Annotated in this window: 6 protein-coding genes; 1 reads left to right on the top strand and 5 read right to left on the bottom strand. The window is 63.1% G+C overall.

What is annotated here, in order from left to right:
* Window positions 1-17: 17 nt before the first annotated feature.
* Window positions 18-1,067: a LacI family DNA-binding transcriptional regulator gene (locus FA04_RS31465; RefSeq protein ID WP_034798087.1), complete on the bottom strand. Its 1,050-nt coding sequence runs from the start codon at window positions 1,065-1,067 to the stop codon at window positions 18-20.
* A gap of 202 nt (window positions 1,068-1,269) precedes the next feature.
* Entirely contained in the window at window positions 1,270-1,584 is a 315-nt protein-coding gene (locus FA04_RS36195; RefSeq protein WP_234798824.1) for a hypothetical protein, read from the bottom strand.
* Here FA04_RS36195 and FA04_RS36190 point away from each other — a divergent pair.
* Window positions 1,565-1,972, top strand: coding sequence for a GNAT family N-acetyltransferase (locus FA04_RS36190; RefSeq protein WP_234798823.1), 408 nt, complete (start codon window positions 1,565-1,567; stop codon window positions 1,970-1,972). The genes FA04_RS36195 and FA04_RS36190 overlap by 20 nt on opposite strands.
* A gap of 87 nt (window positions 1,973-2,059) precedes the next feature.
* On the opposite strand, the gene FA04_RS31455 is transcribed toward FA04_RS36190, so the two are convergent.
* From FA04_RS31455 to FA04_RS35480, 3 genes are all read right to left on the bottom strand, one after another.
* Window positions 2,060-3,277 (bottom strand): ABC transporter substrate-binding protein, encoded by a 1,218-nt coding sequence (locus tag FA04_RS31455; RefSeq protein WP_034798086.1) that lies wholly within the window; start codon window positions 3,275-3,277, stop codon window positions 2,060-2,062.
* 10 nt (window positions 3,278-3,287) lie between these two features.
* On the bottom strand, window positions 3,288-3,653 hold the full coding sequence (locus FA04_RS31450) for a hypothetical protein (protein ID WP_034798085.1): 366 nt from the start codon (window positions 3,651-3,653) through the stop codon (window positions 3,288-3,290).
* Window positions 3,654-3,725: 72 nt separating this feature from the next.
* The gene (locus FA04_RS35480; protein WP_064817072.1) at window positions 3,726-15,209 is read right to left on the bottom strand and encodes a VCBS domain-containing protein; all 11,484 of its coding nucleotides are present in this window, start codon (window positions 15,207-15,209) and stop codon (window positions 3,726-3,728) included.
* Window positions 15,210-15,215: the final 6 nt, after the last annotated feature.

Below are 15,215 nucleotides of genomic sequence, written 5' to 3'. Positions count from 1 at the left end.
GTTGCTTACGCTCATTGTTACCTCCCTGCCGCCGTGCGCACAGCTACCGAGGCCGAGACATCGGCAAGCGAACCGCGCTCGACCAGTCGGCACGGCAGAAATATCCGGCCGTGCTCCGGGCGGCCGGCAATCTGATCGAGCAGGCATTCGACCGCGCGAATGCCGATCTGCCGGCCAGGTTTTTCGATCGTCGTCAGACCGGGCCAGGAGAAAGCACCCGCCGGAATGCCGTCGAAGCCAAGAATGGAAATATCCTCCGGGCACCGGAGCCCCGCCTCGCGCACGGCGATCATGGCACCGAGTGCCATCAGGTCGTTGGCGACGAAGACGGCGCGACTGCCTCTCCACGGCCCGGCGAGCAAACGCCCCATGGCCTTTCGGCCACCCTCGACCGTGTAGTCGGATTCTTCCACCAGCAAGATGTCGGGGTCGATGTCGCGCGCGATGCAATGCTCGTGCACGGCGCGCAGGAACCGGGCGCGCGCAAGACGCGACCGCGGGCCGAGCATCAGGGCCGGCGCCGGGTGTCCGCGCTCAACGAGGATATCCATGCCGAGACGGACAGCCTGGGCGATATCCGATCCGACGCTCAAGGTATCCGGAAAACGCTCGGCGCTCGATCCGATGAAAACGAAGGGTAAGCCGAAGCGATCGAGATCATCGAAATTGTCGGCGACCGGATTGATGATCGCGCCATCGACACGGGCGCGCCGCAGGGCGCGAAGATGCGTCGCCTCCGTGCCGGCATCCCAGTCCGACGAGAAGACGAGAAGCGAAATGTCGTCCTTGGCGGCGCGATCCTGGGCGCCGCGGGCGACTTCGGCCCAGAAGGGGTTGGTGATATCGGGAATGACCAGGCCGAGCATGCCGCTGCGCCCCGAACGCATGCCGACGGCCAGATGATTGCGCTCGTAGCCGGTGGCTGCAACGGCCTTCAGCACGCGGTCGCGGGCTTCGTCGGAAATGCTGGCAGAACCCGCCAGAACACGTGCAACCGTGCTCTTCGAGACCCCTGCCCGCTCCGCGACGTCGATAATGGTGGCCCGTTGCCGGGGTCCGTTCTTCATGTTTCCTCCCGGGCCGGAAGCCATCATCAAAGGTGACAGGCCTCAAGCTCGTGGGAACGTTACCATGAGAGTTCACGCATTGGCAAGACATGAAAATCCCGCCTTAACGCAAGGCTCCTTTGTCGCCGATTGCGCGCGACCGATCTCGCCGTGGGCATCTTGCCCCCTCACGCCAGGAACGTACTCGACGGATGCGGGGATATTATTGAGCGATCGCCTCATGATACCAGCAAGCCATTGGCTGAAAATAGACTTCCACACATTGTTTCGAACACGCGCCGATCCGGATCAGGCACCGGGCCCGCGCTTCGGGCTCGCCGGATGCGCGGAGGGAAACCTGTGCGAAGCACGCGCGGACCTGCCGGGCGGTCTGGTCGCGGAGCTGGAAGGACTTGCCGCAACCGAACCGCCCTTCGTTCATCCCAGCACGCCTGTGAACCTTGAGTGCTATCTGTCGCTGCTTGGTGATGATGGGCCTGCCGAATACGATTGCGGCCTTGTCTTTGAGTTGCAGCACGACACTCCTCACCAAGGCGATGCGCGGCTCGTTCGCAACGACCCCGAAGAAGGCGACGGATGGGGTTCCGGAGTCCTGGTTCGATCTTGGCTTCCACGGCGTTGCCGACTTCTGGTCGCCCTGGTGCGCTGCCATTGTCGACGGTGAAGTCGCCTCCCTGGCATGTGCGGCGCGGCTCACCGATTCCGGCGCCGAACTCGGGCTTGTGACCGCCAAGGCGTTTCGAGGACGCGGTTTCGGCGCTGCTGCGACGGCTGGTTGGTCGCGGCTGCCGACGCTTCGCTCTCGCACCTTGTTTTACAGTACCGATCGAGACAACGCCTCGTCGAAGCGTGTCGCCTCCCGCCTTGGCCTCCGGCATCACGGCGCGAGCTTGCGGATAACGTGAGCTTAGCTGCCGTGCCCTCGCCCGCTTCTCTACACCGAATGCAGCGCGGTCGCTCGCCGCATCGGTTTTTGGTCAATAACGCTTCGGTCAGAACGAGCGGGGCGCGGGATCCAGAAGCTTCACGCTGCCGGCGGTCACCTGATAGATGGCGCAGGTTCGCTCTACCGAGCCGTCCTTTGTGAACCGGAAGGTGGCCGCCGCACCGACGAAACCGTTTGGCGCGCGGATGCTTTCCTGATTGATGGCGCCTTCCCCCTGGGACCGCACGAGACCAGCCGCAAGGGCGATGACGTCGAACCCATAAGCCGCGTCCGCACTTGCCGCACGCTCGTAGCGATCGAGGAAGCGCGACGTCATCCGCGAGCCGTTTTCCGGGCCGAAGAGACAGAGGTGGCTTCCGGAAAATTCGGGTCGCTTGTAGGCGGCATTCGTCCAACCGGAAGTTCCGACGACCATTGCATTCGGTTTCAGATAGCCGTTGGCCTTGAGTTGCGACAGAGAACCGACCTCCCCCCCTTCCGATCCGATGAGGAGAACCGCATCAATATCCTTTAGCTTTGCCTTGGCGGCCGCGTCACCGGAAAATGTCGTGATGCCGGTCACGGCGACAAGCGCCGGCTTGATGCCATAGCCCGCAAGACCGCGATCCAGCCTTTGCCGTTCGGCGGCAGAGACATCGCTGGGCAAAAGCACGATCAGCCGCTTGCGGCCGGAGGCAAAAGCATAGGAAGCGCCCTCGACAGCGCTATCGATGCGGTCAGAAACGAAGGCGAAGGTGCCGGCCGGCCGCTCGGCGCCGTTGCCGCGCAACGCGAGAAGTGGCGCGCGGGCAGAGCCAAGTCCCTGGCGGACGGTGCTGACAGGCACGTCCGCAACCGACAGCGCAATCAACGCCGCGTTCTGGCCCGCGAGACGCTTGGCGGCGTCCTGGACTTGCTGCGGCGAACCGTCGGTATTTTCGACCAAAAGCGAAAGCTGGCCACCACCCACCTCGTCCACGGCGAGCGACGCCCCGTCGCGGATGTCGCGTTCGCGCACCGTTTCGCCCGACGGCGCCATCAGTGCAGTGATAAGCCCGACACGCGTTGCGCCGGTTCCGAAGGCCTCCTGCGACTTCACCGCATGCTCGGATGCGCGCCGGGCATGCCTTGCCTGCGGCGATTCGACGTCGAGCACCTCAGGGGCGGTGGGAGCGCCCTGACAACCGGCGAGAACGCCAAGCGCGAGCACGCCGAGTGCCAGCCATTGTCGGCACGACGACACGCGCCGTGCCGGGGAAACCACAACGTGGGGCATGTCGATCATACCGGCTGTCTCAATTCATGAAGTGCCGCATTTTGGCGTAGAAGCAATCGCACTTGGCAATGTAGTCCTCGTCACGCCAGCTCGATTGCAGGTAACCATAGGCCTTGCCGCAGGCGACCTTGGTCTCGGACGCCCAGACGAAGGCCGGCCGCGTCGAAGCGATCCAGCGCGGATCGTCGGCAACGGCAATCGCCTCGTCCATGCGCGCCACGACTTCCTTGGTCAGCGTCGCCACGTCCTGATCGACCGTCAGCGCGGACTGGCTGATCTCGGTGCATTGCCGGGCCGCCGGCGCATAGTCGCCGATAAGGTCGGCCGCGAAACTGGATATGGGCATCAGTGCGAGCATCACCCCCGCCAGCATGCTTCTGCTCATGAAAGCTCCCCCTGAATATGCGGTTCCCGGATGATTGCTGAGAACCGCAGAACTGTCGAGATCGACCTTGCGTTAGTGCACATCCTGCGATGTTTTCGTCCCGTTTTCGTTGAACAGCACCTTCACAACTTCCGTCGAGACATTGAAGTTCTCCAACACGGCAACCGTATGCCAGCCACCACTACCGGCGTTACCTTCGGTGTCCACTTGCAGGTTGGCGTTCTGCCCATCCTGAACCACCTGGAGATAGTCGCCATCAAGCGTCGTTCCCGAAGGCAGGTTACCGAGCAAAGCCGACAAGTCGACAGAGTCGTCGTCGCCGTCGTAGTCGGTGATGACGTCGGCGATGTCGAGTTGCAGGTCTTTCGCATCGAGAACGAAGGTGTCGTCGCCTGAGCCACCAGTCAGCTTGTCGACGCCCGTCCCGCCATACAGCGTGTCGTTGCCGGAACCGCCAACCAGCGTATCATTGCCGGCATCGCCGTAGAGCTTGTCGGCTCCGCCATTGCCCGAAAGCGTATCGTTGCCCTCGCCCCCGGCCAGAATGTCGCCATAACTGCTACCGTAAAGCTTGTCATTGAAGTCGGAGCCAATGACACCTTCTATATTCCTGTAGTCTTCCTCTCCCAGGCCGACGCTGGAAAGATCTACATCATCCTCCCAACTGCTCTGTACCAGCGTAAACGTGACGGGACCGGTCGCATCTGAAAAGTTGAGCAGGTCCACGCCTGCTCCGCCATTAATGTCGTCGTCGCCCGCGCTCGCATAGATGATGTCGTTGCCGTCACCTCCGTTGAGCGTGTCGTCGCCAGCTCCGCCATGGATGACATCATGCCCCGCACTGCCGCTGATCTCATTTGCCGTGGTTGTGGATCCGTCGGACACGAAGGTGAGCGTCGAGGAATTCGACAAATCGCCATCCCTGTCTTCTCCGGTAACGCCAAAAGTCAGCGTCAAATCCGAAGCGGCGACGGTTTCGGTGTAACCTACCGTCGTGAAGGAGACATTGATGCCGTTCTTGCCAAGAACTTCGATGTAATCGAACTTGAATCCGACATCGCTCGGAAGAATTGTAACACTCGTCTGCCCCGCGACGACAGTCTTGGAAAAGGTGTATGGCGTGGAATTGCCATCCCTTACCGTGAACTCAATCGATCCTGGATCTTTAACCGTCCCGAAACGCAAGGTAACCGACGATACATCCTTATCGAATTCAATCTTGAACTTCTCCCCAGTAGAGAAGGCCGGATTGCCGATCCCGAACTCGTTTCCACCGCCTGACGCCGTGTTGGCATTGAAGGTCACTTGCCCCGAGGAGGATGCAAGTGCTGTAAACTTGGCGAAGCCGAAATCGTAGGTCTTCGTTGGGCTATTGGGGAAATCGTTCGCCGCATCAATGGTTACCTGCGTTCCAGGACGTTCCTTCAACTGTTCCAGTTGATAGGTCCCGTCCGCGTTCGTTGTCAGGCGATAGATGTCGGTACCGAAGTTGTCCTTCACGAGCACCTGCCCGGTGCCCGTTCCCGTTGTGGTCCAGCCAGTAGGCAGCCCGCCCACGCTGTCGATCTTGTAAACTTTGATGCCGTCGGCGCCTGGCGTCGCATTGATGACACCTTCCAGCGCACCGGTACCGTTGCCCATGTAGGCGCTGCTGATGGATTGGACGGTCGGGACATCGTCGACGATCCGGATGTTGAGCGTGGCATTGCTCGTCGAACCATCTTCATCTGTCACGGCGACGACGAAGTTATCGAAGACCCCGCTATCGGCTCCAGCCGCAGTATGCGCCAAGCTGTTGTCCTGCAGCAGATAGCTGTAGGTGAAGGTTGCGCCCGTCACCGTACCGTTGACCGTCGTTGGCGTGTAGCCGGTGATCGTCAGAAGTCCAAGTGCCGTGTCCACCGTGGTTCCTACGGCGTAGGCGCCCCCCGTCACGACCGAAGTACCATTAATCTTCAGGCCGGCGAGTCCGTCCGGCGTCGTCACGGAGAAGCTGCCGGTCTGCGTAAGTGCAGCCACATTCGGCGAAGAACCATCCGAGAGATTTTTCTCGTAAACCGTCTCTTCGGCGCTGGACGACAGCCCGTTGACGCTCACGCCATCATCAGTGCCAGTGATCGTGATCGTTACCGTCTGTACCGCCGTGCCGCCATGGCCGTCATCGATCGTCACATCGTACTTCTGCGTCAGCGTCTCACCAGCATTCAGCGAATCCAGCACGTTGTCGGCCACCTGGAAGCTCCAGCCAACCGAGTCGGTCGACTGGTTCAGCGAGCCGAGCGAGAAAGTGCCGAGATAGCCACCGCCCTGCGCCGTGAAACTGGCGCTGTGGGTATCCAGCGTGTCGACGTCGGAAAAGCCGATCGTGCCGCCGTGCGTGTGCGTGGCCGTATTCTCACCGGTCGCTCCGTCGGCGATCTCCGTCACCGCACCGCCTTGTGAGACCGAGGTGATTACCGGAGCATCGTTCGTGCCGGTGATCGTGATGGTCACCGTCTGGGTCGCCTTGCCGCCCTTGCCGTCATCGACGGTGACGTCATAGGTCTGGGTCAGCTTCTGGCCGGACTGCAGCGAGTCGAGCACGCTGTCGACGACGTTGAAGCTCCAGCCAACCGCGTTGCCGGCCTGATCGAGCGTCCCGAGTGCAAAGGTACCGAGGTAGCCGTTGCCGTTCGCCGTGAAGCTGGCGCCGTGCTCATCCAGCGTGTCGACGTCGGAAAAGCCGATCGTGCCGCCGTGCGTGTGCGTGGCCGTGTTCTCGCCCGTCGCCTTGTCGGCGATCTCCGTCACAGAACCGCTCTGGGTGCCCGAGGTGATGATCGGGACGTCGTTGGTACCGGTGATTGTGATCGTCACGGTCTGGGTTGCCGTGCCGCCCTTGCCGTCATCGACGGTGACGTCATAGGCCTGCGTCAGGGTCTGACCAGCCTGCAGCGAGTCGAGCACGCTGTCGGCGACGTTGAAGCTCCAGCCGACCTTGTCGGTTGTCTGGTTCAGCGGATCGAGCGCAAAGGTCCCGAGGTAGCCGTTGCCGTTCGCCGTGAAACTGGCGCTGTGGGTATCCAGCGTGTCGACGTCGGAAAAGCCGATCGTGCCGCCCTGTGTGTGCATGGCCGTGTTCTCGCCCGTCGCCTTGTCGGCGATCTCCGTCACAGAACCGCTCTGGGTACCCGAGGTAATGATGGGCGCATCGTTGGTACCGGTGATCGTAATCGTCACAGTTTGCGTCGCCGTGCCGCCATGACCGTCGTCGATGGTCACATCATAGGTCTGCGTCAGCGACTGGCCGGCCTGCAACGAGTCGATGACACCGTCAGCAACCTTGAAGGTCCAGCCGACCTTGTCGCCCGCCTGATCGACGGGATCGAGCGCGAAGGTACCGAGATAGCCGTTGCCGTTCGCCGTTAAGCTAACGTTGTGCTCATCCAGCGTATCGACGTCGGAAAAGCCGATCGTGCCGCCCTGGGTGTGCGTGGCCGTGGTCTCGCCCGTCGCCTTGTCGGCGATCTCCGTCACAGAGCCGCTCTGAGTACCCGAGGTAATGATGGGCGCATCGTTGGTACCGGTGATCGTGATCGTGACCGTCTGGGTTGCCGTGCCGCCCTTGCCGTCATCGACGGTGACGTCATAGGCCTGCGTCAGGGTCTGACCAGCCTGCAGCGAGTCGAGCACGCTGTCGGCGACGTTGAAGCTCCAGCCGACCTTGTCGGTTGCCTGGTTCAGCGGATCGAGCGCAAAGGTACCGAGATAGCCGTTGCCGTTCGCCGTGAAGCTAGCGCTGTGCTCATCCAGCGTATCGACGTCGGAAAAGCCGATCGTGCCGCCCTGCGTGTGCGTGGCCGTGTTCTCGCCCGTCGCCTTGTCGGCGATCTCCGTTACCACACCGCCTTGGGCGTCCGAGGTGATGACCGGGGCATCGTTGGTACCGGTGATCGTGATCGTCACCGTCTGGGTCGCCGTGCCGCCGTGGCCGTCGTCGACGGTGACGTCATAGGTCTGCGTCAGCTTTTGGCCAGCCTGCAGCGAGTCGAGCACGCTGTCGGCAACCTTGAAGCTCCAGCCGACCTGATCGGTTGCCTGGTTCAGCGGGTCGAGCGCGAAGGTGCCGAGATAGCCGTTGCCGTTCGCCTTGAAGCTGGCGGTGTGGGTGTCGAGCGTATCGACATCGCTAAAGCCAACCGCACCGCCCTGCGTGTGTGTGACCGTGTTCTCACCCGTCGCCTTGTCGGTGATCTCCGTGACCGCACCGCTCTGCACGCCCGAGGTGATGACCGGTGCGTCGTTGGTGCCGGTGATCACGATCGTCACGGTCTGGGTCGCCGTGCCGCCATGACCGTCACTGATGGTCACATCATAGGTCTGCGTCAGCGACTGGCCGGCCTGCAGCGAGTCGATGACACCGTCAGCAACCTTGAAGGTCCAGCCGACCGAGTTGCCCGACTGGCTGACCGGGTCGAGCGCGAACTTGCCGAGATAGCCTTCGCCGTTCGCCTTGAAGCTGGCGCTGTGGGTGTCCAGCGTGTCGACATCGGCGAAAGCCACTTTGCCGGCGTTGACGTGCACCACTGAGTTCTCGCCGGCCGCACCGTCGCCGCGCTCCGTGACCGTGGCGCTCTGCGCACCCGAGGTGATCACCGGTGCATCGTTCGTCCCGGTGATCGCGATCGTAACGGTCTGCGCCACGATCCCGCCATGGCCGTCATTGACGAACACGGTGTACTTCTGCGTCAGCGTCTGGCCGGCCTGCAGCGAGTCCAGCACGCCGTCGGCGACCTTGAAGTTCCAGCCGATCCTGTCAGCTGCCTGATCGACCGCATCCAGCGAGAAGGTACCGAGATAACCACGGCCCTGCGGCAAGAAGCTGGCGCTGTGGGTGTCGAGCGTATCGACGTCGGTAAACGTCACCGCGCCGTCCTGCGTGTGCGTCACCGTATTCTCGCCCGTCGCCTTGTCGGCGATCTCCGTCACCGCACCGCTCTGCACACCCGAGGTGATCACCGGGGCGTCGTTGGTGCCGGCGATCACGATCGTGACCGTCTGCGTCGCCGTGCCGCCGTGGCCGTCATCGACGGTGACGTCGTAGGTCTGCACCAGGATCTGGCCGGCCTGCAGCGAGTCGAGCACGCTGTCGGCAACCTGGAAGTTCCAGCCAAGCTTGTCGGTTGCCTGGTTCAAAGGATCGAGCGAGAAGGTACCGAGATAGCCGTTACCGCCCGCCGTGAAGCTCGCCGTGTGCGTGTCGAGCGTATCGACGTCGCGAAAGCCGATCGTGCCGTCCTGCGTGTGCGTGACCGTGTTCTCGCCCGGAAAGCCGTCAAAGCGCTCCACCACGCCGCCGAGCTGCCAACCGGACGTGATCACCGGAGCATCGTTGGTGCCGGTGATCGTGATCGTCACGGTCTGCGTCGCCGTACCGCCCTTGCCGTCGTCGACGGTGACGTCATAGGTCTGCGTCAGCTTTTGGCCAGCCTGCAGCGAGTCGAGCACGCTGTCGGCAACCTTGAAGCTCCAGCCGACCTGATCGGTTGCCTGGTTCAGCGGATCGAGCGCGAAGGTGCCGAGATAGCCGTTGCCGTTCGCCTTGAAGCTGGCGGTGTGCGTGTCGAGCGTATCGACATCGCTAAAGCCAACCGCACCGCCCTGCGTGTGTGTGACCGTGTTCTCACCCGTCGCCTTGTCGGTGATCTCCGTGACCGCACCGCTCTGCACGCCCGAGGTGATGACCGGTGCGTCGTTGGTGCCGGTGATCACGATCGTCACGGTCTGGATCGCCGTGCCGCCATGACCGTCACTGATGGTCACATCATAGGTCTGCGTCAGCGACTGGCCGGCCTGCAGCGAGTCGATGACACCGTCAGCAACCTTGAAGGTCCAGCCGACCGAGTTGCCCGACTGGTTGACCGGGTCGAGCGCGAACTTGCCGAGATAGCCTTCGCCGTTCGCCTTGAAGCTGGCGCTGTGGGTGTCCAGTGTGTCGACATCGGCGAAAGCCACTTTGCCGGCGTTGACGTGCACCACTGAGTTCTCGCCGGCCGCACCGTCGCCGCGCTCCGTGACCGTGGCGCTCTGCGCACCCGAGGTGATCACCGGTGCATCGTTCGTCCCGGTGATCGCGATCGTAACGGTCTGCGCCACGATCCCGCCATGGCCGTCATTGACGAACACGGTGTACTTCTGCGTCAGCGTCTGGCCGGCCTGCAGCGAGTCCAGCACGCCGTCGGCGACCTTGAAGTTCCAGCCGATCCTTTCAGCTGCCTGATCGACCGCATCCAGCGAGAAGGTACCGAGATAACCACGGCCCTGCGGCAAGAAGCTGGCGCTGTGGGTGTCGAGCGTATCGACGTCGGTAAACGTCACCGCGCCGTCCTGCGTGTGCGTCACCGTATTCTCGCCCGTCGCCTTGTCGGCGATCTCCGTCACCGCACCGCTCTGCACACCCGAGGTGATCACCGGGGCGTCGTTGGTGCCGGCGATCACGATCGTGACCGTCTGCGTCGCCGTGCCGCCGTGGCCGTCATCGACGGTGACGTCGTAGGTCTGCACCAGGATCTGGCCGGCCTGCAGCGAGTCGAGCACGCTGTCGGCAACCTGGAAGTTCCAGCCAAGCTTGTCGGTTGCCTGGTTCAAAGGATCGAGCGAGAAGGTACCGAGATAGCCGTTACCGCCCGCCGTGAAGCTCGCCGTGTGCGTGTCGAGCGTATCGACGTCGCGAAAGCCGATCGTGCCGTCCTGCGTGTGCGTGACCGTGTTCTCGCCCGGAAAGCCGTCAAAGCGCTCCACCACGCCGCCGAGCTGCCAACCGGACGTGATCACCGGGGCATCGTTGGTACCGGTGATCGTGATCGTCACCGTCTGGGTCGCCGTGCCGCCGTGGCCGTCGTCGACGGTGACGTCATAGGTCTGCGTCAGCTTTTGGCCAGCCTGCAGCGAGTCGAGCACGCTGTCGGCAACCTTGAAGCTCCAGCCGACCTGATCGGTTGCCTGGTTCAGCGGGTCGAGCGCGAAGGTGCCGAGATAGCCGTTGCCGTTCGCCTTGAAGCTGGCGGTGTGCGTGTCGAGCGTATCGACATCGCTAAAGCCAACCGCACCGCCCTGCGTGTGTGTGACCGTGTTCTCACCCGTCGCCTTGTCGGTGATCTCCGTGACCGCACCGCTCTGCACGCCCGAGGTGATGACCGGTGCGTCGTTGGTGCCGGTGATCACGATCGTCACGGTCTGGATCGCCGTGCCGCCATGACCGTCACTGATGGTCACATCATAGGTCTGCGTCAGCGACTGGCCGGCCTGCAGCGAGTCGATGACACCGTCAGCAACCTTGAAGGTCCAGCCGACCGAGTTGCCCGACTGGTTGACCGGGTCGAGCGCGAACTTGCCGAGATAGCCTTCGCCGTTCGCCTTGAAGCTGGCGCTGTGGGTGTCCAGTGTGTCGACATCGGCGAAAGCCACTTTGCCGGCGTTGACGTGCACCACTGAGTTCTCGCCGGCCGCACCGTCGCCGCGCTCCGTGACCGTGGCGCTCTGCGCACCCGAGGTGATCACCGGTGCATCGTTCGTCCCGGTGATCGCGATCGTAACGGTCTGCGCCACGATCCCGCCATGGCCGTCATTGACGAACACGGTGTACTTCTGCGTCAGCGTCTGGCCGGCCTGCAGCGAGTCCAGCACGCCGTCGGCGACCTTGAAGTTCCAGCCGATCCTTTCAGCTGCCTGATCGACCGCATCCAGCGAGAAGGTACCGAGATAACCACGGCCCTGCGGCAAGAAGCTGGCGCTGTGGGTGTCGAGCGTATCGACGTCGGTAAACGTCACCGCGCCGTCCTGCGTGTGCGTCACCGTATTCTCGCCCGTCGCCTTGTCGGCGATCTCCGTCACCGCACCGCTCTGCACACCCGAGGTGATCACCGGGGCGTCGTTGGTGCCGGCGATCACGATCGTGACCGTCTGCGTCGCCGTGCCGCCGTGGCCGTCATCGACGGTGACGTCGTAGGTCTGCACCAGGATCTGGCCGGCCTGCAGCGAGTCGAGCACGCTGTCGGCAACCTGGAAGTTCCAGCCAAGCTTGTCGGTTGCCTGGTTCAAAGGATCGAGCGAGAAGGTACCGAGATAGCCGTTACCGCCCGCCGTGAAGCTCGCCGTGTGCGTGTCGAGCGTATCGACGTCGCGAAAGCCGATCGTGCCGTCCTGCGTGTGCGTGACCGTGTTCTCGCCCGGAAAGCCGTCAAAGCGCTCCACCACGCCGCCGAGCTGCCAACCGGACGTGATCACCGGGGCATCGTTGGTACCGGTGATCGTGATCGTCACCGTCTGGGTCGCCGTGCCGCCGTGGCCGTCGTCGACGGTGACGTCATAGGTCTGCGTCAGCTTTTGGCCAGCCTGCAGCGAGTCGAGCACGCTGTCGGCAACCTTGAAGCTCCAGCCGACCTGATCGGTTGCCTGGTTCAGCGGGTCGAGCGCGAAGGTGCCGAGATAGCCGTTGCCGTTCGCCTTGAAGCTGGCGGTGTGGGTGTCGAGCGTATCGACATCGCTAAAGCCAACCGCACCGCCCTGCGTGTGTGTGACCGTGTTCTCACCCGTCGCCTTGTCGGTGATCTCCGTGACCGCACCGCTCTGCACGCCCGAGGTGATGACCGGTGCGTCGTTGGTGCCGGTGATCACGATCGTCACGGTCTGGGTCGCCGTGCCGCCATGACCGTCACTGATGGTCACATCATAGGTCTGCGTCAGCGACTGGCCGGCCTGCAGCGAGTCGATGACACCGTCAGCAACCTTGAAGGTCCAGCCGACCGAGTTGCCCGACTGGTTGACCGGGTCGAGCGCGAACTTGCCGAGATAGCCTTCGCCGTTCGCCTTGAAGCTGGCGCTGTGGGTGTCGAGCGTATCGACATCGCTAAAGCCAACCGCACCGCCCTGCGTGTGTGTGACCGTGTTCTCACCCGTCGCCTTGTCGGCGATCTCCGTCACAGAACCGCTCTGCACGCCCGAAGTGATGACCGGTGCGTCGTTGGTGCCGGTGATCACGATCGTCACGGTCTGGGTCGCCGTCCCCCCGTTGCCATCATCGACGGTCACGTCATAGGTCTGGGTCAGGATCTGGCCGGCCTGAAGCGAGTCGAGAACGCTGTCGGCAATCTCGAAATTCCAGCCAACCTTGTCACCGGCCTGATCGACCGTCCCGAGCGAGAAGGTGCCGAGATAGCCGTCGCCACCTGCCGTGAAGCTGGCGCTGTGCTGATCCAGCGTATCGACGTCGGAAAAGCCGACCGCGCCGCCCTGCGTGTGCGTAACCGTGTTCTCGCCAGCGGCATTGTCGCCAATCTCCGCGACCTTGCCGCTCTGCGGGCCCGTCGTGATGACCGGGGCATCGTTCGTGCCGGTGATTGTGATTGTGACGGTCGTCGACGACCTATCACCATCTCCGTCAGTGATCTCGTAGGTGAACGTATCCGTCACCATCTGGCCCGCGGCGAGACTTTGCACACCGGCCGTCGCGTTGTTGAGCGTGTAGGTATAGCTGCCATCGGAATTCAGCACCAACGTGCCGAACTGACCTGCCGTCGAACCGCCGACCAGACCTGTTGTGCTCCCGAATGAAACGGACGTCACCGATACGCCGTCTGCCCCTGCGATATCCTTGACACCGTCCGTGCCGTTCTCATCCGCACCTCCCGAACCGGTCAGCACGTTGCCATCTGCAAAGACGGCGCCATCTTCGGACACGCTGTCCGTGTCGGCGGGAGCGACCGGCATGTCGTCAGAGACCGCGACCGTCACCGTGCCTTCGGCCCTGTCGCCGTCGATATCGGTCGCAACCACCTTGACCTGGCCAAGATTCGCAAGGTCGTCGGAATTGATGCCGGGATGGCTGGCGTAGTTGCCGTTCAAAGTCGCCGTTACCGTGGCGCTGTCGCCTGCGCGAACCAGGTCGAGCGTGACAAGCGTCGCACCGCCGGCCCGGCCAACGATCTGCGTATCGGAAACACGGTCCCAGACCAGCACGCCAGTCAGCCCGCTGGTGTCACCGAACGCAATCGTCGCGATCGCATCCGAACCCGCGACAAAGCCAATCGTGCCGCTGCTCGTCTCGGCGCCACCGACCGGCGTCGAGCCATTGGCAAGGTTCTGGTCATCGAGCGTCAGCGCTGCGGACGCGGCAAGCGGATCAACCGACGGACCTGCGCCGTCCACCACCTTGATCGTCTGGCTGTCGCTCGTTGCATCGTTGTCGCCGTCCCTGGCCGACAGCGAGAACGTCACGTCGAGACCGCCGGCATTGTTAAGATTGCTTGCTGCCGTGAACGACCAGGTCTTGTCCGCATTGACCGTCAGCGTACCCTCGGCGAGCGTGAAGTCCACCTTCTGGCCTGCGGTCAACGTCAGCGTCTGCGTGGTGTCGCCAACCGTCACGTCCACCGTGCCGACGCCGTCGGCACCTCCCGTCAGCGTCCAGTTGCCGGAAAGTGTCTGCCCTTCGGCAACTTGAGCCGTCTCGGGATTCGTGATGCCGATTACAGGAATGTCGTCAACGACATCCACGCGCAGCGTGGCCGTGCCGGTCGCGCCGTCACCGTCGGTGACCGTAAGGGTGAAGATATCCCGGTCCTGCTCGACATTGGCACCAGGGTTGACGCCCGAACTGGTGATGGCGCTCGTCAGTTCATAGGTATACTGCGCGACACCGGTCGCGGGATCGTAGGCCGTGATGGTGAGCACGCCGAACTGGCCCGCAACCGGCTGGCCGACCAGGCCGCCGATGGGAAAGGTCCGGCCGTTGATCGTCAGGCTGGCGATATCGCCGGCACCATCCGGATCGGAAATGGTGAAGATGCCCTTGACCGACGCGCTGCCGTCACCGGCGCGCGAACCGCTGGCGAGGCCCGCTTCATCGACCTGCCGGTCGCTGACAAAGATGCCGCCGGGGCCGCTGCTGCCGTCGGGAATGATCGACGGTGCGTCGTTGGGATCGAGGGTCGGCGGCAGAAGCTCGGTCGTCTCAAGCGTCGGAAACTGCAGCGCGGTCGGCGCCAGCAAGTTGATGACCGGTCCGGCCTCGCCGATATCGCCATTAGCCCCTGCGAAGTCGCCGCCGCTGCTCTGGTTCGAAACGACGCTGATGCTGCCGTCCGGGCCGGCCGCGACGTTGATGCCGTTTTCTCCGAGCACCGCCACGAGGGTTTCGCGCGGGATTTCGGCGTCACCGATCAGGAAGGTCGGGACCTTCAATGCCGCGTTGTGAATGGTGATCGTGGAGCCGTCAGGCTGTTCCAAAACGATATCGCTGCCAACGACCTTGATCTTTTCGATCGACGCGCCCACAGGCAAATGCACGATATTCGAAGCATCGGCGCTGATTTCCGTCGGCATGGGCGCTGTCTGGGGCACGGTTTCGGCGCCTTTCACGGGAGCGCCCGTCGCGGGGTCGATGAGTTCCGACTCGCCTGCGGGAGCGGCCTGCGCAACCAGGCGGTCAGCCTTGCCGTCGGGCGCGTTGCGGAATTCGATTGCCTCTGCCGACAGAGCTGCGGCGTCGTTGGAAATTGCGGTGCCTTCGGTTGCCATGGAAAT

It is taken from the genome of Ensifer adhaerens (assembly GCF_000697965.2).
Classification (GTDB): Bacteria; Pseudomonadota; Alphaproteobacteria; order Rhizobiales; family Rhizobiaceae; genus Ensifer; species Ensifer adhaerens.
This window is presented reverse-complemented; position numbering and strand designations above follow the sequence as displayed.